Source organism: Leucobacter massiliensis (genome assembly GCF_002982315.1).
Taxonomy (GTDB): Bacteria; Actinomycetota; Actinomycetes; order Actinomycetales; family Microbacteriaceae; genus Leucobacter; species Leucobacter massiliensis.
The window spans coordinates 171,639-191,691 of sequence record NZ_MWZD01000012.1 but is presented as its reverse complement, the minus strand read 5'-3'; the positions used below and the strand labels follow the sequence as shown (position 1 = coordinate 191,691).

General features: G+C 72.4%; 20 protein-coding genes. 5 read left to right on the top strand and 15 right to left on the bottom strand.

Annotated features, from left to right (window positions below; translation table 11 throughout):
- The first annotated feature begins 288 nt into the window (after positions 1 to 288).
- Entirely contained in the window at positions 289 to 1,059 is a 771-nt protein-coding gene (locus B4915_RS01965; protein WP_105804158.1) for a 3-methyladenine DNA glycosylase, read from the top strand.
- Positions 1,060 to 1,095: 36 nt separating this feature from the next.
- Here the strand turns inward: B4915_RS01965 and B4915_RS01960 are convergent, their stop codons facing one another.
- From B4915_RS01960 to B4915_RS01940, 5 genes are all read right to left on the bottom strand, one after another.
- Positions 1,096 to 2,166 (bottom strand): Rv2578c family radical SAM protein, encoded by a 1,071-nt coding sequence (locus B4915_RS01960; protein ID WP_105804157.1) that lies wholly within the window; start codon positions 2,164 to 2,166, stop codon positions 1,096 to 1,098.
- 242 nt (positions 2,167 to 2,408) lie between these two features.
- Complete coding sequence (locus tag B4915_RS01955; RefSeq protein WP_105804156.1) at positions 2,409 to 2,708, bottom strand: chorismate mutase; 300 nt, start codon at positions 2,706 to 2,708, stop codon at positions 2,409 to 2,411.
- 9 nt (positions 2,709 to 2,717) lie between these two features.
- Positions 2,718 to 4,004: an adenylosuccinate synthase gene (locus tag B4915_RS01950; RefSeq protein ID WP_105804155.1), complete on the bottom strand. Its 1,287-nt coding sequence runs from the start codon at positions 4,002 to 4,004 to the stop codon at positions 2,718 to 2,720.
- 53 nt (positions 4,005 to 4,057) lie between these two features.
- Entirely contained in the window at positions 4,058 to 4,504 is a 447-nt protein-coding gene (locus B4915_RS01945; RefSeq protein ID WP_105804154.1) for an Lrp/AsnC family transcriptional regulator, read from the bottom strand.
- A complete protein-coding gene (locus tag B4915_RS01940; RefSeq protein ID WP_105804153.1) occupies positions 4,491 to 5,747 on the bottom strand; it encodes a trans-sulfuration enzyme family protein in 1,257 nt (418 codons plus the stop codon). Before B4915_RS01940 ends, B4915_RS01945 begins: the two co-directional genes overlap by 14 nt.
- Positions 5,748 to 5,976: 229 nt before the next feature.
- On the opposite strand from B4915_RS01940, the gene B4915_RS01935 reads away from it, so the two are divergent.
- Positions 5,977 to 6,744, top strand: a complete 768-nt coding sequence (locus B4915_RS01935; protein WP_105804152.1) for an IclR family transcriptional regulator — start codon at positions 5,977 to 5,979, stop codon at positions 6,742 to 6,744.
- A 22-nt stretch (positions 6,745 to 6,766) separates the two neighbouring features.
- Here the strand turns inward: B4915_RS01935 and B4915_RS01930 are convergent, their stop codons facing one another.
- Genes B4915_RS01930 through B4915_RS01920 form a run of 3 tightly spaced genes read right to left on the bottom strand, consistent with a single transcriptional unit; the run spans position 6,767 to position 10,243 of the window.
- Entirely contained in the window at positions 6,767 to 7,534 is a 768-nt protein-coding gene (locus B4915_RS01930; protein WP_105804151.1) for an IclR family transcriptional regulator, read from the bottom strand.
- A 46-nt stretch (positions 7,535 to 7,580) separates the two neighbouring features.
- On the bottom strand, positions 7,581 to 8,702 hold the full coding sequence (gene alr / locus B4915_RS01925; protein ID WP_181158427.1) for an alanine racemase: 1,122 nt from the start codon (positions 8,700 to 8,702) through the stop codon (positions 7,581 to 7,583).
- On the bottom strand, positions 8,699 to 10,243 hold the full coding sequence (locus tag B4915_RS01920; RefSeq protein ID WP_105804149.1) for an amino acid permease: 1,545 nt from the start codon (positions 10,241 to 10,243) through the stop codon (positions 8,699 to 8,701). The genes alr and B4915_RS01920 overlap by 4 nt, the downstream gene beginning before the upstream one ends.
- Before the next feature lie 317 nt (positions 10,244 to 10,560).
- Here B4915_RS01920 and B4915_RS01915 point away from each other — a divergent pair, with 317 nt between their 5' ends.
- Positions 10,561 to 11,598 carry a homoserine dehydrogenase gene (locus B4915_RS01915; protein ID WP_105804148.1) on the top strand — a complete coding sequence of 346 codons (1,038 nt, stop codon included), beginning with the start codon at positions 10,561 to 10,563 and terminating at the stop codon, positions 11,596 to 11,598.
- Positions 11,595 to 13,034 carry an aldehyde dehydrogenase family protein gene (locus B4915_RS01910; RefSeq protein ID WP_105804147.1) on the top strand — a complete coding sequence of 480 codons (1,440 nt, stop codon included), beginning with the start codon at positions 11,595 to 11,597 and terminating at the stop codon, positions 13,032 to 13,034. Before B4915_RS01915 ends, B4915_RS01910 begins: the two co-directional genes overlap by 4 nt.
- A gap of 33 nt (positions 13,035 to 13,067) precedes the next feature.
- Here the strand turns inward: B4915_RS01910 and B4915_RS01905 are convergent, their stop codons facing one another.
- Positions 13,068 to 13,487, bottom strand: coding sequence for a DUF3151 family protein (locus B4915_RS01905; RefSeq protein ID WP_105804146.1), 420 nt, complete (start codon positions 13,485 to 13,487; stop codon positions 13,068 to 13,070).
- A 6-nt stretch (positions 13,488 to 13,493) separates the two neighbouring features.
- Positions 13,494 to 13,982 carry a YajQ family cyclic di-GMP-binding protein gene (locus B4915_RS01900; protein WP_105804145.1) on the bottom strand — a complete coding sequence of 163 codons (489 nt, stop codon included), beginning with the start codon at positions 13,980 to 13,982 and terminating at the stop codon, positions 13,494 to 13,496.
- A 281-nt stretch (positions 13,983 to 14,263) separates the two neighbouring features.
- Between B4915_RS01900 and B4915_RS01895 the strand changes: the two genes are divergently transcribed.
- The gene (locus B4915_RS01895; protein ID WP_105804198.1) at positions 14,264 to 15,631 is read left to right on the top strand and encodes a dicarboxylate/amino acid:cation symporter; all 1,368 of its coding nucleotides are present in this window, start codon (positions 14,264 to 14,266) and stop codon (positions 15,629 to 15,631) included.
- A gap of 64 nt (positions 15,632 to 15,695) precedes the next feature.
- Here the strand turns inward: B4915_RS01895 and B4915_RS01890 are convergent, their stop codons facing one another.
- The 5 genes from B4915_RS01890 to B4915_RS01870 form a co-directional block, all read right to left on the bottom strand.
- Complete coding sequence (locus B4915_RS01890) at positions 15,696 to 16,409, bottom strand: hypothetical protein (RefSeq protein ID WP_105804144.1); 714 nt, start codon at positions 16,407 to 16,409, stop codon at positions 15,696 to 15,698.
- Positions 16,406 to 17,383 (bottom strand): ABC transporter ATP-binding protein, encoded by a 978-nt coding sequence (locus B4915_RS01885; RefSeq protein WP_105804143.1) that lies wholly within the window; start codon positions 17,381 to 17,383, stop codon positions 16,406 to 16,408. Before B4915_RS01885 ends, B4915_RS01890 begins: the two co-directional genes overlap by 4 nt.
- Positions 17,380 to 17,754, bottom strand: a complete 375-nt coding sequence (locus B4915_RS01880; RefSeq protein ID WP_105804142.1) for a GntR family transcriptional regulator — start codon at positions 17,752 to 17,754, stop codon at positions 17,380 to 17,382. The genes B4915_RS01885 and B4915_RS01880 overlap by 4 nt, the downstream gene beginning before the upstream one ends.
- Positions 17,755 to 18,076: 322 nt before the next feature.
- Positions 18,077 to 18,745, bottom strand: coding sequence for a response regulator (locus B4915_RS01875; RefSeq protein WP_105804141.1), 669 nt, complete (start codon positions 18,743 to 18,745; stop codon positions 18,077 to 18,079).
- Positions 18,742 to 20,034 carry a sensor histidine kinase gene (locus B4915_RS01870; RefSeq protein ID WP_105804140.1) on the bottom strand — a complete coding sequence of 431 codons (1,293 nt, stop codon included), beginning with the start codon at positions 20,032 to 20,034 and terminating at the stop codon, positions 18,742 to 18,744. Before B4915_RS01870 ends, B4915_RS01875 begins: the two co-directional genes overlap by 4 nt.
- Positions 20,035 to 20,053 lie beyond the last annotated feature (19 nt).

Sequence of the window (20,053 nt, the reverse complement as noted above, 5' to 3'; positions counted from 1 at the left end):
CCTCAGCACCCGCCGGCGCGAATCCGCGCACCTTTCCGGCGATCTTCACCCGGATCTTCCACCCGGGCCCCGCGCCCCTCACCCCACCCCTCGCCCCGTCCGCGCCCTGCGTCTCTGCGTCGGACACGGGCGCCGAGTGGGGAGAAAAGCAGCTCGGATGGACTGAGGATCCTGCGCTCTTCCCCTCTCGGCATCGGCGCGGCGGGAGAAGGGGGAGAGAGGGAGAGGGAGAGGATCGGGAGAGGGAGAGGATCGGGAGGGAGTGGCTGGGAGCGCTACACTCGCAGCGTGTTCTCTGCCGTTCTCGCCGCCCCCGAGTGGCGCGCCCGGGAGCGCGCGCACCGGGAGCGGGCCGACGCCCTGACCGCCGGGCACCGGGAGCGGAAGCGGCGAGGCGAGGCGCACCCGGTCGAGGACTTCCTCTGGACGTACTACTCGGTGCGCCCGGATGCCAGCGGCGGAACGGTCGACTACGTGGAGCGCCTGCTCGCGGCGACCCTGCAGCACACGCCGCGCTACGGCTGCTTCGGGCTGCACGAGTGGGCCATGGTCTACCGCATGTCCCCCGAGCAGCTGCGGCACTCGGCGCTCCCCCTGCGCATCGGCCACGCCGAGACCGACCGCGTCGTCGAGTCGCACCCGATCGGCTGCTCGCACTTCGACGCCTACCGCTTCTTCACCGAGGAGGCGGCGCCGCTCAACGCGCTCCGCCCCACCCGCGAGACGCAGCCCGCCCTCGAGCAGTCCGCCTGCCTGCACGCCGGCATGGACGTCTACAAGTGGGCGGCGAAGCTGGGCCCGATCGTGCCCGGCGAGATCCTGCTCGACGCCTTCGTCCTCGCGCGCGACATCCGCGAGGTCGACATGCGGGCCTCGCCCTACGACGTCAGCGGGATCCTCGGAGCCTCGGGTGCGCCGCTGACCCCGATTCCCATCGAGATCCCGGAGGGCAAGCGGGAGTACGTGCGCCTGCAGCGCGGATTCGCCGCCAGGGGGAACGCGCTGCGCGAGCGGGTGCTCACGGCGATCGCCGCGGCCCGCGCGGCGGCCCCCGCCTAGGGTGTGCCTGGCACACCCTGCGCCTCCTGCACGGCCCTAGAACAGGGTGGGCGCGGGGAGGCCGGGCGCCGCGGCGAGCCGCTCGGGCTCGCGCGGGGCGGCGGGCGCGGAGCGCGGGCCGCGATCCCGAGCCGTCTGCTCCAGGCCGTACCGCCGGATCAGGGGGCGGATGCGCGCCGCGAGCTCCATGCGATACGCCTGCGGCGCGCGGCTCGCGCTCCCGGGGTAGAGCGAACGATAGGCGGGGAGCAGCTCGGGGTGCTCGCGCTCCAGCCACGCGAAGAACCACGGCTTCACGTGACTGCGCAGGTGGAGGGGGCCGTAGATCACCGAGCGGGCGCCCGCGTCGCGGATGTCGCGCAGCAGGGCGGCCAGCTGTGCCGGTGAGTCGGTGAGGTGGGGCAGCACCGGCATGATGAACACGTCGGGAGCGAAGCCCGCTTCGCGTGCGGCGGCGACGGTGGCGAGCCGGGCCCGCGTGCTCGGCGTGCCCGGCTCGATCGAACGCTGCAGATCGGGATCGCCCACCGCGATCGACAGCGCGAGGCTCACGGGCACCCGTTCGGCCGCCTCGGCGAGCGCCGGAAGGTCCCGCCGCAGCAGCGTGCCCTTCGTCAGGATCGAGAACGGGGTGCCGCCGCGCGCGAGCGCCGCGATGACGCCGGGCATGAGCCGGTACCGGCCTTCCGCCCGCTGGTAGGGATCCGTGTTGGTGCCGAGCGCCACCCGCTCGCGGCCCCAGGAGGGGCGGGCCAGCTCCCGGCCGAGCACCTCGGCGACGTTCACCTTGACGACGAGCTGGGCGTCGAAGTCGGCTCCCGTGTCGAGGTCGAGGTAGCGGTGCGAGCCGCGCGCGAAGCAGTAGACGCAGGCGTGCGAGCAGCCGCGGTAGGGGTTGATCGTCCACGAGAAGGGCATGGACGACTCGCCGGGCACCCGGTTCAGCGCGCTCTTCGCGAGCACCTCGTGGAAGACGAGACCGGCGAACTCGGGAGCGCGGACCGTGCGCAGGTGCCCGGGCAGGGCGGCCACCCGTGCCCGTTCCAGCCCCGGCAGGGCCGCATCCCCTTCAGGATCCGCCCCCACCCTCTGCCCGCTCCACCTCACCCGTTCATTCGAACATATCTTCGATCGATCCGCAACTCCCGCGTCCCGCACAAGCCCACGGATACGGCCTGGTTCCTCCGAGGCGCCCCGCGAAGCCGGACAAGCCGGGGCGGATTCGAAGCGCGGGGGAAGGGGCGGGGCAGGGGCTACTCGGCGGCGTCGGCGAGGCGGGGGGGGGGGGGGGGGGGGGCCCCCGGGGGGCCCGGGGGGGGCCCCCCCCGGGGGCCCGGGGGGGGCAGGGGCTACTCGGCGGCGTCGGCGAGGCGGGTGTGGTGGCGGATCACCTCGGCGACGACGAAGTTGAACCACTTCTCGGCGAACTCGGGATCCAGGTGCGCCTCCTCGGCGAGCGCGCGCAGCCGGGCGATCTGCCGCGCCTCCCGCGCCGGATCCGAGGCGGGCATCTCGTGCCGCGCCTTCAGCACGCCGACCTCCTGCGTGCAGCGGAATCGCTCCGCGAGCATGTGGATGAGCGCGGCGTCGATGTTGTCGATGCTGGCGCGCAGCTGCTCGAGCCGCTCCTGCGGGGTGGGATCGCTCACGGCCGCTCCTCAGTCGAGCAGGTCGTGACGCACCACGACCTGCTCCCGCTCGGGGCCGACGCCGATCGCCGAGATGCGCGAGCCGCTCATCTCCTCCAGCGCGAGGATGTAATCCTGCGCGTTCTGCGGCAGCTCCTCGAAGCGGCGCGCCCCCGAGATGTCCTCGCTCCAGCCGGGGAACTCCCGGTAGATCGGCTTCGCGTGGTGGAAGTCGCTCTGGTTCACGGGCATCTCGTCGTGCCGCTCGCCGTTCACGTCGTAGGCGACGCAGACGGGGATCGTGTCGAGCCCGGAGAGGACGTCGAGCTTGGTGAGCACGAAGTCGGTGACGCCGTTGATGCGGGCCGCGTATCGCGCGATCGGCGCGTCGTACCAGCCGCAGCGGCGCGCGCGCCCGGTCGTCGTGCCGTACTCGTGGCCGACCCGCGCCAGGTGCTCGCCGTTCTCGTCGAAGAGCTCCGTGGGGAAGGGGCCGGCGCCCACGCGCGTCGTGTACGCCTTGATCACCGAGATGACGCGGTCGAGCCGCGCGGGCGGAAGGCCGGATCCGGTGCTCGCGCCGCCGGCGGTCGCGTTCGAGGAGGTGACGAACGGGTAGGTGCCGTGGTCGATGTCGAGCATCGTCGCCTGGCCCGCCTCGAAGAGCACGTTCTTGCCCGCGCTCATCGCCTCGTGCAGCAGCAGCCCGGTGTCGCACACCATCGGCTCCAGCATCTCGCGGAAGCCGAGCAGCTCGTCGATCACCTCGTCGGGCTCGATCGCCCGCCGGTTGTAGATCTTCACCAGCACCTGGTTCTTGAACTCGAGCGCGGCCTCCACCTTCTGGCGGAGGATGCTCTCGTCGAAGAGGTCCTGGATGCGGATCCCGACCCGGTTGATCTTGTCGGCGTAGGCGGGGCCGATCCCGCGACCCGTCGTACCGATCTGGCGCTTGCCCAGGAAGCGCTCGGTCACCTTGTCGAGCGTGCGGTGGTAGGCGGTGATGACGTGCGCGTTGGCGCTCACCTGCAGGCGCGAGACGTCGACGCCGCGGCTGCTCAGCGCGTCGAGCTCCTGCCGCAGCACGCCGAGGTCGACGACGACGCCGTTGCCGATCACCGGCACGACTCCGGGGGTGAGGATGCCGGAGGGCAGCAGGTGCAGGGCGTACTTCTCCTCGCCGATGACCACGGTGTGGCCCGCGTTGTTGCCGCCGTTGAACTTGACGACGTAGTCGACACGGCTGCCGAGCAGATCGGTCGCTCGCCCCTTCCCCTCGTCGCCCCACTGGGCACCGGTGATGAGCACTGCGGGCATTTCAGCCCCTTCCTTCGGCGTCGGCAGTTACCGAGCCAGTCTAGCGAGGACCCTCAGGAGGAGCCGCGGTCGATGACGGTGGAGAGCGAGAAGGAGGTGACGGTGTTGACGACGCCGGGGATCCGGCTCACGGTCTCCCAGATCTCCTGCACCCGGTCGACGGTCTGCGCGTCGATCCGCACCAGCAGGTCGAACTCCCCGGTCAGGATGTCGCAGCGCACCACCTCGGGCACCTTCGCGAGCTGCGCAAGCACCTCGGCGCCGCGCATGCGGTCGGCGCGGTAGACGAAGAGCACGGCCGACACCCGGTCCCGGACCGTCTTGCGGCCGCGCACCATCGTGTAGCCCTGGATCACGCCGTCGCGCTCCATGCGCTCGATGCGCTGCCGCACCGCGTTGCGCGAGAGGCGCACCCGCTCGCTGAGCGCCACCAGCGAGATGCGCGCGTTGGCGGTCAGCTCCGCGAGGATGTGATCGTCGATGTCGTCACGCTGCGTCACCGAGGGCCCCCTCGTCGCGGGTCCCGCCGGCCTCGGGACCGCCGAAGGTGCGATCGAGCGCCGCCGCGAGGTCGGCGATCAGGTCGGCCGTGTCCTCGAGCCCGACCGAGAGCCGCAGGTGCCCGAATCTGCGGAAGGGCTCCGGGTAGGTGGCGACGCGCCCGCCCTCGGTGCCGACGTGGACGATCAGCGAGTCGTCGTGCCCGAGGGAGAAGCCGGAGGTGATGAGCCGCAGCTCGGCGACGAAGCGGTTCTGCGTGTCGGGCGTGCCGCGCACGGCGAAGGCGATCATGCCGCCGAAGCCGGCTCCGCCGAACTGGCGCCGGGCCAGCTCGTGCTCGGGATGCTCGGGCAGCCCGGGGTAGGTGATGTACTCGATGCGCGGGTCGGACGCGAGGAACTCCGCGATGGCCTGCGCGGAGGCGAAGTGCTGGCCGAGGCGCAGCGGCAGGGTGACGGAACCGCGCTGGATCTGCCAGGCGTTGAAGGGCGAGATGATGCCGCCGACATCGACCATGGCGTCGGCCTTGATGGGCTGGATCAGCTCGCGGGATCCGATCACCGCGCCGCCCATGGCGTCGCCGTGGCCGTTGATGTACTTGGTGAGGGAGTGCACCACCAGGTCGGCCCCGTGGTCGAGGGGCCGGAAGAAGGGCGGCGGCGTGAAGGTCGAGTCGACCATCAGGATCGCGTCGTTCTCGTGGGCGATCCCGGCGATCGCGCGCACATCGGCGACCTTCGTGGTGGGGTTGGCGATCGCCTCGATGCAGACGAGGCGCGTGTTCGGGCGCATCGCCGCGCGCACCGCGTCGAGGTCGGAGACGTCCACGAAGGTGGCCTCGATGCCGTAGCGGCCGGGGAGGAGCTCGGTCCAGAGCCGCCAGGTCGCCTCGTAGGTGACATCGCTCACGAGCACGTGGTCGCCGACGCGCACGTGGGTGAAGAAGACGGCGTGGAGCGCCGCGACTCCGCTGGCGAGCGCGACCGCTTCCTCGCCGTGCTCGAGCGCCACGAGCTTCTCTTCGAGGGCGACCTGGTTGACGCCGCTGTTGCGCGTGTAGAGGCCCGGCGCGGTCGCCGACCAGCTGATCTCGCTCGGGTCCTCGGGCAGCTGATACGAGTTCGCCATGACGAGCGGGGTGCGCAGCGCCTGCGTGCTGTCGAGCCGGTTTCCGCCGTGCACCGCGAGGCTCTGGGAGGAGAGGGTCTCCGCGTGGCGGCGATCCGGACGTGATGCGGGCATGGGCACTCCTTCGGGACGTGGGCCGGTCTCGCGATCAGCGAGCTTCGTGCAGTATAGACATATTCTGCTGCCTATATTGCACTAATCTCCGAAATGTCGTCCTCATGTCCTTCGCCGGCCCCGTGGTCCCCTGCCGGGGTCCGGCGCGCCCCGGCCTCCGCCCGCCGCCCCTCCCGGATCCCCCACGATCTGCGGAGCAGGGGCAGCCCGGGGGCCCTAGGGTTGAGGCATGACCAGGACGTCGAGCATGGGCCGCGCAATGGAGGCGCTGCGCGGCCTCGGCGCCGCCGCAAGCGACGAGCCCGGCGGCACCACCGCGACCCGCCTCGCCGAGCGGCTCGAACGCGAGCGCTCGCAGCTCTCCCGCACGCTCGCCGCGCTCGCGCGCCTCGGATACGCCGAGCGCCTCGGATCCGCCTACCGCGTCTCCCCCGCGCTCTACGCCACGGCGCTCGCCCTCACCGAGCGCCGGCTGCGCACCGACGGCCTCACCGCACTCGAAGCGCTCAGCGAGCGCAGCGGCGAAGCGGCCTTCCTCGGCACGCTCTCGGGCGACAGCACCGTCACGATCGTCGAAGCCATCCCGCCGCAGAAGGGGCTCTTCGGCTCCTGGGTGGGGCGCAGCTACCCCGCGTTCTGCAGCGACGCGGGGCAGGCCGTGCTGTGGGACGCGAGCGACGCCGAGGTGCGCGATGTGCTCGGCTCGAGCGACTTCGGCTTCGGCGGCCCGAACGCGGCGCGCAGCGTCGAGGAGTTCCTGGGCCGGCTGCGCGCCGCACGCGCCCGCGGCTACTCGATCGTCGACGAGGAGGCGGAGCCCGGGCTCCTGTCGGTGGCCGCACCGGTGCTCGACTTCCGCGGCGAGGTCGTCGCCGCCATGCAGATCGTCGGAGTGAAGCGCGCGCTCGCGCCGCGGATCCCCGAACTCGGCGATCTCTGCCGCACGGCCGCGGCCGAGCTCAGCCGCCGGCTCCGCAGCGGCGCGGCCGCAGGGTGACGCGCCTCCGCGCGACGCGCGATCAGCCGGAGGCCGACCCCAGCCGCTTCGCCACCGCGCGCACCTCCTCGCCGAGCACGGGGACCAGATCCGCGTCGTCGGAGCGGCAGGCGACGCTCACCGCTCCGCGCAGCCGTCCTGCGACCAGCACCGGCGCCGCGATCTCGCGCACGCCGTACTCGAACTCCTGATCCGCCGAGACGAAGCCGCGCGCACGATCCCGCTCCATCAGCTCCCACACCCCCGCCGCCGAGTGCGCGGCCCGCGGACCGCCGACACCGACGAACTCCACGCCGCGCAGCCGCTCCTCCAGCCGCGCGCGCGAGTCGAGCCAGAGCAGGGCCCGCCCGCCCCCGGTGCACCAGATCGGCGTCACCATGCCCGGGGTCGCCGCCGTCTCGGGCGCTCCGGAGGCCGTTTCCAGCCGCAGCAGCACCGCCCTCGGTCCGTCCGCAGCGAGCACCCGCGCGCTCACGCGGAAGCGCGCCACCAGCGAACGCAGCGCCCCGCGCGCCGCGCGCAGCCACTCCTCCTGGCGCGAGGCGGCCAGCTCGAAATACGCGGGACCCGCCCGGAAGGTGGCGTCCTCATCCCGCTGCAGGAAGCCGAGTTCGACGAGCTCCTGCGTGAGCCGCGAGGTGCGGCTGCGCTCGATCCCCGTCTGCTCCGCGAGCCGCGAGGCGGAGAGGCCCGCACGTCCGCTGCGCTCACGGTCCGCGACGGCGGAGAGCAGCGCCGCGCCCTGACGCAGGGCGGAGGGCAGCGCCGCGCCGGACCCGTCTGTGCTCACCCAGCCAGACTAGAGGATCCCGACCGCAGCACCCGGAGCCGGCGGCTCACGCGCCCACCGCGACCCGGGGAACGATGCGGCCCCAGGCGGAGTAGGCGACCGCGGCGATATCGCCTGCGGCGCGCTCGAACTCGGCTCCGGTGATCTCCAGCGCGCCCTGCCGCCCCAGCAGCACCGCCTCGTCGCCCGGCTGCACACCCGGGATGGCGGTCACGTCGACGCTCAGGGCGTTCATGGCGATCGCGCCGACGACCGGGGCCCGTCGCCCGCGGACGAGCACGGCACCGCGGCCGCCGAGGCTGCGCGGAACGCCGTCGCCGTAGCCGATCGGGACGGAGGCGATCAGGGTGTCGCGCTCGAGCACGTGCGTGCGGTCGTAGCTGACGCTGCGCCCGGCGGGGTAGCGGTTCACCCCCGTGACCGGGGCGAGCAGCCGCATCGCGCGCCGCTGCCAGGGCGCATCGGCTGAGGAGTCGCCGTAGAGGGCGGCGCCGATGCGCACCAGATCGAAGCGCGAGCCGGGGACGGAGAGCGCGGCGAAGGACGTGGCGCAGTGGCGCTGCACCGCGGCCGCGCGCTCCGGGCCGAGCGCCCGGAGCACCGTCTCGGCGTCGGCGGCGAAGGCAGCGGCGCCGGCCTCCGTGTCGGCCACCTCCTCGCAGGGGAAGTGCGCGCACACGCCGCGCAGCTGCAGCCCGCGGAGGGCGAGGATCGCTGCCAGCTCGCGCGCGCCCTCCTCGCCGCCGAGGTCGAGGCACTCGCGCGAGATGCCCGGGCCGTTGGTGGCGAGATGGACCGGGACGGACGCGCCGTGCGCCAGCGCCAGCTCGGCGAGTGCCCGTGCCTGGGCGAAGCCGCCCACCCACTCCTCGACGCCGAAGCGCAACGCCTCGGCTGCCTCCTGCGGGGCGGCCGCACGCACGCGCAGGAGGCGCCCGGCGAAGCCCAGCTCCCGCGCCTCGGCGGCCTCGCGATTGCTCGCGATCCCGATCGATCCGACGCCCTCACTCATGAGTACCGGCAGCACGAGCGACAGGCCGTGGCCGTAGGCGTCGGCCTTCAGCACCGGGCAGAGTTCTGGGCCGGGGCCGATCTCGGCGCGGATCCTCCGCAGATTCGCGCGGATCGCGTCGAGATCGACCTCGATCACGGCTCCGGGACGGGTCACGCCCCGGCGCTCCCCTCTCGGCTCTCCGGAGCGGCGCCCGCGGCAGCCGCAACACCCGCGGCAGCCGCCTCCTCGGCGCCCGTCGCCGGTCCGGCCGAGCGCGCCCCACGGCCCTTGCGTCCGTGCCGCCACCAGAAGAACAGGTAGCAGAGGCCGACGAACGGCACCCCGAAGTAGAGCGCGGCGACCTGGTTCGGGTCGAAGGCGACGGCCACCATCGAGATCGCGAGCAGCACGAAGGCAAGGATCGGCACCAGCGGGTAGAGCGGGGTGCGGTAGGCGAGCTTCGACACGTCACCGCCGTCGCGCACGAACTGGCGACGGTGGAAGAACTGCGAGGCGACGATCGACATCCACACCGCGACGACCGCGAAGCCCGCGACCGAGACGAGCACGAGATAGACCGTCTCCGGTGCGATGATGCTGGAGATCAGGGCCGCGAGACCGCCGACGATGCTCACCGAGAGCGCGATGAGCGGGATGCCGCGCTTCGTCAGGCGGGTGAAGATCCGGGGCGCGTGCCCCTCATCGGCCAGCGAGAAGAGCATGCGGGCGCAGGAGAACAGTCCCGAGTTGCCGGCCGAGAGCAGCGCCGTGATGATGACGAAGTTCATGATGTCGGCCGCGAAGGGGATGCCGATGTAGTCGTAGACCGCCACGAACGGGGAGTCGGTCACGCCGGTCTGCTCGTAGGGGATGATCGCCGCGATCACGGCGATCGCGCAGATGAAGAACAGCACCAGGCGCAGCACCGTCGAGCGCAGGGCGCGCGGGATGTTCTTGCCCGGATCCTTCGTCTCTCCGGCGGCGGTGCCGATGAGCTCCGTGCCGCTGAAGGCGTAGAAGACGGCGAGCGAGGTGATGACGATGCCCGAGACGCCGGTCGGGAAGAGCCCCTCGGCGGTCGTGTAGTTGCTGAAGAAGACGGCCGCGCGCGGCTCCTCGGAGAGCGGCGTGAAGCCGAAGATCGCGGCGCCGCCGAGCACGATGAGCACGATGATGGCCGCCACCTTCACCAGCGAGAACCAGAACTCGGTCTCGCCGAAGACCCGCGCGGAGATCGCGTTGATCGTGAAGAGCATGCCCGCGAAGAGCACCACCCACACCCACACCGGCACGGCGGGGAACCAGCGCTGCATGAGGATGCCGGCGGCCGCGAACTCGGATCCGAGCGCTGCCACCCAGCACAGCCAGTAGAGCCAGGCCGTGGTGAATCCGGTGGCGGGGCCGATGGAGCGCGAGGCGTAGATGTGGAACGCGCCAGAGACGGGGTAGGCGACGGCCAGCTCGCCGAGGCACGCCATCACGAGCCACACCACCACCGCCCCCACGCCGTAGGCGATGACGGCGCCGAGCGGCCCCGCCTGCGAGATGGTGTAGCCCGAGCTGAGGAACAGCCCCGAGCCGATCACGCCGCCCAGCGCGATCATGACGAGGTGCCTGGCGCCCATGGAGCGCTGCATCCTCCGCAGCGGGACCTGGGTCGCCGTCGTGTGCGGCAGCCGGTTGGGCAGTGTCTGGTCGGTCTGTGTCGCTGTCATCTGCGCTCACCTTCGAGTCTGGTGCGGAAGCGGTCGCACCCGGGGGGTCGTTCTGCGGGTCGCGCATGAGCGGCGCTCGGTGCGACCGACGTCAACGCTACGACGACCGCGGCCCCCGCCGCAGCGTTCCCGTCACGCTTGGTCTTTTCGTCCGCAGCGCTGACACATCGCACACCCCGATCGCCGTTTCGGAGGCCCCGCGTGGACAGGGTTTGCGGCGAGGCTGGATCCGGCGGCAGCGACCGCGGAACCAGCGCGGGATCCCGCGGGTCCGCGCGCGCCGCACTCCCGACCCGCACCCACTGCAAAGGAACGTCATGCGCTGCTACGACCTCGCCCTCATCGGCTTCGGAGGAGTCGCCCGCGCGCTCGCCGAGCTCATCCGCGACGATTCGGCGCGCCTCGAGGCCACGCTCGGCTTCTCGCTCCGCGTCGTCGCCATCACCGATCTGAACCTGGGCAGCCTGCTGCAGCCCGAGGGCATCGACCTCGCCGAGGTGCTCGCCATGCCCCGCGGCGCGAACTTCTCCGGCATGCCCGGCGGCGACCGCGACGCCGACAACGAGCGCGTGATCCGCGAGTCCGCCGCGGACATCGTCGTCGAGGCCACGTTCACGAACCCCGCGACGGGCGAGCCGGCCCTGTCGCACGTGCGCTCGGCGCTGCAGTCGGGCAAGCACGTCGTGACCACCAACAAGGGGCCCGTGGCGCTCGCCGGCGCCGAGCTGGCGGAGCTCGCCGGCGTGCACGGCCGCCGCTTCGAGTTCGAGGGCGCCGTGATGAGCGGCACTCCGGTGATCCGCTTCGCGCAGACGCAGCTCGCGGGCACCCGGATCGCCTCGGTCACCGGCATCCTCAACGGGACCTCGAACTACATCCTCGGCCGCCTCGGCGACGGGCTCGCCCTGCAGGAGGCCATCGGCGAGGCGCAGGCACTGGGCTACGCCGAGGCGGATCCGACCGCCGACATCGGCGGATCCGATGTGCGGCTGAAGGTCGCGATCCTGGCCGAGCAGGTGATGGGGGTGCGGATCCCCGTCGAGCAGATCCCCACCACCGGCATCACCGAGATCACGGGCGCCGAGGTGACGGCCGCGGCCGCCGAGGGCAAGCGCTGGAAGCTGCTCGGCACGGTCGAGCGCCATGAGGACGGCACCGTGGAGGCGCGGGTGGCCCCCGTCGCGCTCGGCGAGGAGCACCCCCTGGCGGGCGTCTCGGGTGCCACGAATGCGGTGACCTTCGACACCGATCTGCTGGGGCAGGTGACCGTCTCGGGCCCGGGAGCCGGCCGCGTCGAGACCGCCTACGCGCTGCTCTCCGACATCATCGCGATCGACCGGGCGGGCGGGCGATGAGCGCCGGCGTCATGACGGCGGAGCGCACCGGCACCGGGCGCGCCCAGGACGCCGCCAGCTCGCCCCTGCCCGAGCTCGTCGTCACCGATCCCGCGACCGGCGCCGTGATCGGCTCGCTGCCGCAGTGCGGCCCGGCCGATGTGCCCGCGATCCTCGAAACGGCGGGCGCCGGCCGGGAGCTCAGCCGCGCGCTCTCCCGCCACCGCCGCGCCGAGATCCTCGACGAGACGGCGCGGCTGCTGCGGGAGCGCGCCGAGCGCTTCGCCGAGACGATCGTCGCCGAGGCGGGCAAGACGATCCGCCAGGCGCGCAAGGAGGTGGCGCGCGCCGCCAACACGATCGCGCTCTCGGCCGCCGAGGCCCGTCGCGGCGGCGGCGAGGTGATCCCCTTCGACGCCTTCGCCGGAGCGGAGGACCGCCGCGGCTGGTTCACGCGGGAGCCGCTCGGCATCATCCTCGCGATCACGCCGTACAACGACGCCCTCAACCTGGTGGCGCACAAGATCGGCCCGGCGATCGCGGGCGGCAATTCGGTGATCCTGAAGCCCGCGCAGCAGACCCCGTATTCGGCTCGCATGCTCACCGAGCTGCTGCGCGAGTGCGGCCTGCCCGAGGCATCGATCACGGTGGTGCACGGCGACCGCGAGCTGACGCAGGCCCTCGTGGCGGCGCGCGAGGTGCGCATGGTGTCCTTCACGGGAGGTTTCCGCACCGGCGAGGCGATCTCGCGCTCGGCCGGCATCAAGAAGCTGGCGATGGAGCTCGGCGGCAACGCCCCCGTGCTCGTGTTCGCGGATGCCGATGTGGACGCGGCCGTGGATGCCTGCGTCTCCGGCGCCTTCTGGGCGGCCGGCCAGAACTGCATCGGCACCCAGCGGATCCTCGTGCACCGCTCGATCGCGGAGCGCTTCACGGAGGACTTCGTCGCGCGCACGCGGCGGCTCGTGACCGGCGATCCGCGCTCCGAGACGAGCGACGTGGGTCCCATGATCAGCCCCGAGGCCGCCGCGCGCGCCGCCGCGACCGTCGCCTCGGCGCGGCGGGCGGGGGCGACCGTACACTGCGGCGGCGAGGCCGAGGGGCCGTTCATGCCCCCGACGGTGCTCACCGGGGTGCCGGAGGGGCACGAGCTGTGCACCGAGGAGGTGTTCGCACCCGTCGTGATCATCGACGTCTTCGACGCGTACGAGGAGGCGATCGCCGCGGCGAACGCGCTCGACTACGCGCTGCACGCGGCGCTGTTCACCGGCAGCCTCGACATCGCGCTGCGCGCCTCGGCCGAGATCGAGGCCGGGGGCGTGATGATCAACGACTCCTCCGACTTCCGGATCGACGCGATGCCGTTCGGGGGCGCGAAGCACGGCAGCATGGGCCGCGAGGGCGTGCGCTTCGCCTACGAGGAGATGACGCAGCCGAAGGTGGTCTGCCTGCGCTGAGCCGGTGGCGGATCGAAGACGGGGGCGGACCGCTCAGCGCGCGGCGGCCTCGATCGCGGGAATCGCTGCCGGGTCGGCGCCGTCGAGGAAGTCGGTGAGGCGTTCGACCTCCGCCTGCTCGCCGATGCTCGCTGCGGCGCGGCGCAGCGCGTAGAGCGCGCGCAGCACGCCGCGGTTCGCTTCGTGCGCCCACGGCACGGGGCCCGCGCCCCGCCACCCGGCCTTGCGCAGCGCGTCGAGCCCGCGGTGGTAGCCGACGCGGGCATAGGCGTAGGCCTCGATCTCACGCCCGGCGGCGGCGGCCTCGTCCGCGAGCAGCGCCCACGCGAGCGGCGACTCGGGATGTGCCCGCACCGCCGCCTCGGGGGCCGCGCCCGCGGCGAGCGCGGCGGCGGCCGGATCCGTGCCGAGCCGCGTCGGCTCGGGCTCCAGCAGGTTCTCTCCGATGACCATCGGCGTCTAGCGGAAGTTCACGAATTGCAGGGCGACATCCACGTCGGCGTCCTTGAGCAGCGCGATGGTGGCCTGCAGCTCGTCGCGGCTCTTGGAGCTGACACGCAATTCGTCCCCCTGGATCTGCGACTTCACGCCCTTGGGGGCCTCGTCGCGGATGAGCTTGTTCAGCTTCTTCGCGGTGGCCTGGTCGATGCCCTCCTTGAGCTTCGAGTCGATGCGGTACTCCTTGCCGCTCGCGTAGGGCTCGCCGCTGTCGAGCGCCTTGAGCGAGAGGCCGCGCTTGATGAACTTCGACTGCAGCACGTCGAGCACGGCGTTGGCGCGCTCCTCGGTGCTGGCCTTGATCTGGATGCTCTCGCCCGAGAGCGTCACCTCGGCGCCGACGCCCTTGAAGTCGTAGCGCTGCTCGACCTCCTTGCGCGCCTGGTTCACGGCGTTCTCGACCTCCATCGAGTCGATCTTGCTCACCACGTCAAACGAAGAATCAGCCATGCCGCAAGCCTACCCGCGTTGCCCGTGCGCGCCCAGGCGCCTCCGAGCCGGCGGCGCGCCCCGGGGCGAAATCTGCAATGCCTGGCATAACTCAGCCGAATAGTTTGTTAGGGTGTGTGACGGCTCGGGCGCGGAGGCTCCGTGCGCGAGACTCGCGCTCGTGGTTCCGGCGCCCCGAATACGCAGCACCGAAAGGAAACCACGTGTCCGCTCCCTCCGCTGAGCCCGGCCACGGCCAGGGCCAGACCCGCCAGGCTCCGCGGGCCCACCAGGCCCGCCGACTGCCCCGGTGGCTCACCTCCTTCGGCTGGCAGATCCTCGCCGCCCTGATCCTCGGCCTCGTGCTCGGCGGGGTCGCGATGTCGCTCGGCCCCGACGCCGCCGGCAATCCGAACGGACTGCAGGCCACGCTCTCGACCATCGGCGGCGGTTACGTCTCGCTGCTGCGCGCCGCGGTCGTGCCGCTCATCTTCACCGCGATCGTGTCGAGCATCGTCGGCCTCCGCCAGGTCACCAACGCCGCCCGGCTCGCCGGTCAGACGCTGCTGTGGTTCGCGATCACCGCGCTGATCGCCGTGACCATCGGCATCGCCCTGGGGGTTGCGCTGCGCCCCGGCGCGGCCGCCTCGCAGGCAGAGCTGCAGGAGGGGGATCCCTCGACGGTCGGCACCTGGTGGAACTTCCTCACCGGGCTGATCCCCTCGAACTTCCTCGGCCTCTCGGTCAGCGGCTCCGCCGATCCGGAGACGGGCGTCCTGAGCGCGAGCCCCGGCTTCAACGTGCTGCAGGTCATCGTGATCTCGGTCGCCGTCGGCATCGCGGCGCTGAAGATCGGCGAGAAGGCGGAGCCATTCATCCGCCTCACGGAGTCCGCGCTCGCCGTCATCCAGAAGGTGCTGTGGTGGATCATCCGCATCGCGCCGATCGGCACCCTCGGGCTCATCGGCAACGCGGTCGCCGAGTACGGCTGGGACACGATGGGCTCCCTGACCGCCTTCGTCGGCGTGCTCTACCTCGGCCTCGTGCTCGTGCTCTTCGTCGTCTACCCGATCCTGGTGAAGTCGCACGGTCTCTCCGTGAAGCAGTACTTCTCGGGCGTGTGGCCCGCCGTCCAGCTCGGCTTCGTCAGCCGCTCCTCCATCGGCACGCTCCCGCTCACGCAGCGCGTGACCGAGCGCAATCTGGGCGTGCCGCGCGGCTACGCCTCCTTCGCGGTGCCGCTGGGCGCGACGACGAAGATGGACGGCTGCGCCGCGGTCTACCCGGCCGTCGCCGCGATCTTCATCGCGCAGTTCTTCGGGATCGAGCTGACGATCGTCCAGTATCTGCTGATCGTCCTCGTCTCGGTCGTGGGCTCCGCGGCCACCGCCGGCACGACCGGCGCCACCGTGATGCTGACGCTCACGCTGTCGACCCTGGGGCTCCCGCTGGAGGGGGTCGGCCTCCTGCTGGCGGTCGACCCGATCATCGACATGGGCCGCACCGCGGTGAACGTCGCCGGCCAGGCCCTCGTCCCCGCGATCGTCGCGAAGCGCGAGGGGATCCTCGACACGGATCTCTACAACGCCCCGCGGAAGGGCCAGGCCTTCGACAACTCGGACGTGGAGACGGGCGCGAGCGAGACGGTTCCCGCGGGCGCGGAGCGGTAGTCCGGCCCGCGGACGACGGCGCGGACGACGGCGGGGCCCCCGAACCGGGGAGCCCCGCCGTGCGTTATCGGACGGAGGCGCGGCGCATCGCCAGCCAGGTGCCCGCGAGCGAGACCGCGATCACGGCGAGCGCCACGATGGACAGCGCACCGCGGCTCAGCCCGGAGACGATGTCGCCGAGCCGCGGTGCCAGCACCAGCAGGGCGATCGCGAGCGCGAGCCCCAGTACGATCCCGAGGATCGCGGGACCGCGATTGCCGAAGCGCACCCACATCGCCCCGAAGAGGCCGCCCGCGGTGAGGAAGAACCAGACGCCGAGGAAGGCGCTGAGGCCGAGCACGGCGAGATTCCCCGCACCGAGCAGGTACACGTCGAAGACGTAGAGCCCCATGAACCAGTGGCCGCTCGCGAGCTCGATCCCGAGCAGCGCCATCATCAGCACCGCCATGTAGAGGGCCTGCAGCACATTGGCGAGCATCGTGCCGAGCACGAAATTGCGGCGGGTGGTGCCGAGGGCGAGGGCGAATGGGTAGGTGGTGGCGACCGCCTGCACCCCGTAGTAGACGAGGAAGCCGGGAAGCGACCAGACCGCGGCCTGGTTCCAGCGCGCGCCCTCGATGTACTCGGGGGCGGACGCCGGCACCCCGGTGGCGCGCATGACCGCGAACTGGATCACGACGCTCAGGACGAAGACGAATGCCAGGATGAACACCGGCACGATCGCGAAGCTCGAGAGCTTGTTGAGGTGCAGTCTCGTCACCTTGAGGATGCGGGTCATGATGCGCTCCTTGCGGTCGGCGCGCTCGCGGGCGCGGTGGCTTCGGGCTCGGCCGCGGCCGCGGGGCCTTCGCCGTTCGGGGTTGCGGCTTTTCCGGCGCCGGAGGGCTCTCCCAGCCCGTAGGCAGCGACGAGCTCCTGCAGCGAGACGTGGGAGAGCTCCAGGCCTTGCGCGGCGGCGCTCGCGCGATCCTCCTCGCCGAGACGACCCGCGACGACGGCCGTCGCGAGCCCGCCGATGGAACGCCGGGTGAGCACCTCGCGGCCGCGCACGAAGTCCTCGACGGCGGTGGCGCGCCCGGCGAGCTGGAAGGCGGCTCCGCGCAGATCCTCCACCTCGGCGTGCGTGACGACTCGGCCGCGCTCCAGGATCACCACGCGCTCCAGCAGGCGGTCCATCTCGTCGATGAGGTGGGTCGAGAGGATCACCGTGCGGGGCTGCTCGGCGTAGTCGCGCAGCAGCTCGTCGTAGAAGACGGTGCGCGCCGTCGCGTCGAGACCCAGGTAGGGCTCGTCGAAGAAGGTGATCGGCGCGCGGGAGGCGAGGCCGAGCACGATCCCGAGCGCCGAGAGCTGTCCGCGCGAGAACTTCTTGACCTCCGTCTTCGCCGGGATGCGGAAGAGCTCGGCGAGCCGCTCCGCGGTCTCGCTCGACCAGTTCGGGAAGCAGATCGCGGCGGCACGCATGGCGTGGCGGAGCCGGTAGTCGTCGGGGTATCGCTGGTTGTCGCGGATGAAGCACATCTGCTCGATGACCCCGGCGCGCTCGAAGGGGTCGCGTCCGTTCACGCGCACGCTGCCGCTGCTCGGGCGGTCCTGCGCGGTGATGAGCGACATGAGCGTGGTCTTTCCCGCGCCGTTGCGGCCGAGCAGGCCGGTGATGACGTTCGGCTGGATGTCGAGGGTGACGTCCTCGAGGGCGGCTGCGCCGCGGTAGCGGCGGGTGAGGCCGCGCGTTTCGATGGCTGCGGTCATGATGGGTCCTTCGCTTTCTCCGCCTCCCGCTCGAGGAGGCTCACGATCTCTGGAGTGGAGAGGCCGAGCGCTCGTCCCTCGGCGAGCAGCGGGGCGAGGTATCGGTCGACGAAGCCCTGCTGACGCTCGCGGGCGATCAGCGCCTTCGCGCCGTCGGAGACGAACATGCCGATCCCGCGGCGCTTCGTGAGCACCCCCGCATCGACGAGCCGGTTGAGGGCCTTCCCCGCGGTCGCGGGGTTGATGCGCAGGAAGGCGGCGAGCTCGTTGGTAGAGGGCACCTGCTGCCCCTCCGCGTAGACGCCGCGCAGCACCTCGTCGGCGATGCGATCGGCGAGCTGGATGAAGATGGGGCGCGTCTCGTCGAACACCCGTCACCTCCGTTCCTCGCGGCGGGATCGCCCTCGCCTCACTGGTTCATTACTTCACTAATGAACCTAGGGACCGTTGGACGCCCTGTCAAGCCGGGCAGGGGCGAGAGTTATCCACAGGCGCGCCCCCCACTTTCTCCACAGCCCGCCGATCCCTGTGCATAAGTTCCCGGAAGCGGGCGTGCCCGACACCGCAGAACCCCCCGGCTTCGTTGATCTCACGCGGATCCCGGCGCGCGCCACCGACGAACTACAGCCGTGTAATTCATCCACAGCCGGCTGCCGCTCGCGCCCGCCACGGCACACGAGCGCGGGCCCGCCCTCAGATCAGGCGGAGTTCGAGGGCGCGGATCGCGGCACGCGTGCGGTCGGACACGCCGAGCTTCTCGAAGACGTGCAGCAGATGGGTCTTCACGGTGGACTCGCCGATGAAGAGGCGAGCGGCGATCTGCGGGTTGCTCAGGCCCTGCGCCACGAGCGTCAGGATCTCGCGCTCCCGCGGCGTCAGATTCGGCACGGGATCTGGCGCCGCGCCCGTGTCCGCGGCGGCACCCGGGTCGCCCACGCCGCCCCGTGCGGCCTGAGCCAGCGCGACCGCCACCGAGGGCGCGAGCACCGTCTGCCCCGCGACGACGGCGCGGACTCCCGCCGCCACCTCCTCCGCGGGGGCCGCCTTCACGAGGTAGCCGCTCGCTCCGGCCTCGATGGCCGCGAGGATCTGGTCGTCGTCCTCGTAGGTGGTGAAGACGAGCACCCGTGGCGCGCTCGCGTGGCCCGAGCGCACGATGCGGCGCGTCGCCTCCACTCCGCCCATGCCGGGCATCCGCAGATCCATGAGCACCACGTGCGGCGCGGTCTCGGCGGCGAGCGCGATCGCCTCCTCGCCGGAAGCGGCCTCTCCGACCACCTCGAAGTCGGGCTCGGTGTCGAGCAGTCCCGCGATCCCGGTGCGCACGATGGGGTGGTCGTCGGCCACCACGACCCGGATCACGTCCCGGCCCCCTCGACCGCCGCAGCACCGGCTCCGGCCCGCTCGCCGGCGGGCCCCGTCCGGCTCGGGAGCGCGGGCAGGCGCACCACCAGCCGGGCCCCGCCCGCCGATCCGGCGCCGAAGACGAGCTCGCCGCCCACGGCCCGCGCCCGCCCGGCCAGCCCGCTCAGGCCGAAGCCACCGCGCCGATCCCAGTCCGGATCCGGTCCCGCACCGTCGTCCTCGATCACCAGCACCGCTCCCCCTTCGCCCACGGCCGCAAGGCGCACCGCGACCCGTTCCGCGGCGGCGTGCCGCCACGCGTTCGCGAGCCCCTCCTGCGCGGCGCGCAGCAGCACCACCTGGCGCTCACGCCCGAGCGGCACCGACGCCAGCTCGCACTCCACGCGCAAGCCGGAATCGGCGACGAAGCGCTCCGTCACCCGTTCGAGCGCCGCCTCCAGCCCGCCGTCGCCGATAGGATGACTCGCCGCGACCAGCGCACGCGCCTCGCCCACGGCCTCCCTGGCGGCGGCGCCCACCCGGGCGACCCGATCCCGGGCCCGCTCCACGTCCCCCGCGTCGAGCGCTCGCTCCGCCTGCTCGCTGAGCATCACCAGGCCGGCGAGGGTCTGCGTGAGGGTGTCGTGCAGCTCGCGCGACAGTCGCTCCCGCTCGGCGGCCGCGCCGCTCTGCGCCGAGAGGGCTGCGACCTCGGCCTGCGAGGCGCGCAGCCGCTCAGCCAGCACCCGGTACTGCTCCCCGCGCGCGAAGATGCGCGTGATCCACGTGCCCATCGCCACCGCGAATCCGAAGGACAGCAGCGCGATGATCAGAATCGCGAGCGGGCCGTCCGGCGTGTCCGCGCGCGCATCCGCCACCGCGTAGCCGCCGGCCACGGCGAGGGCGAGCACCGCGCTCCACAGCACCGCGTCGCGGTAGCGCGCGATCACGCTCCAGACCACCGGGTAGGCGATCACCTGCAGCGTCGCGTAGCTCGGCACCACCGACACCGCGTACCCGACGACGAGCACCAGCGCGGCGACCGCCACGAGGTCGATGCGGCGAGCGGGCTCGTCGCGCATGGCGCGGGCGAGCGCTCGCCGCCCGAGGCCGAGGTACCAGACCGGCAGCAGCGCGATCGCGGCAGAAGCCCCCCAGGCCTCGGCCGCAGCCCCCGGCTCGGCGCCGCCGAACCACGGCAGCAGCCCCACCCCGCCGAGCACCGCGGTGACGAGCCCCACGCCGAGATCCCACCACAGCAGGAGCCGCCGTGGCTGCGGGGACCCCTCGCGCTCTTCCTCCGTCATGCCACCCATTCTCCCGTCT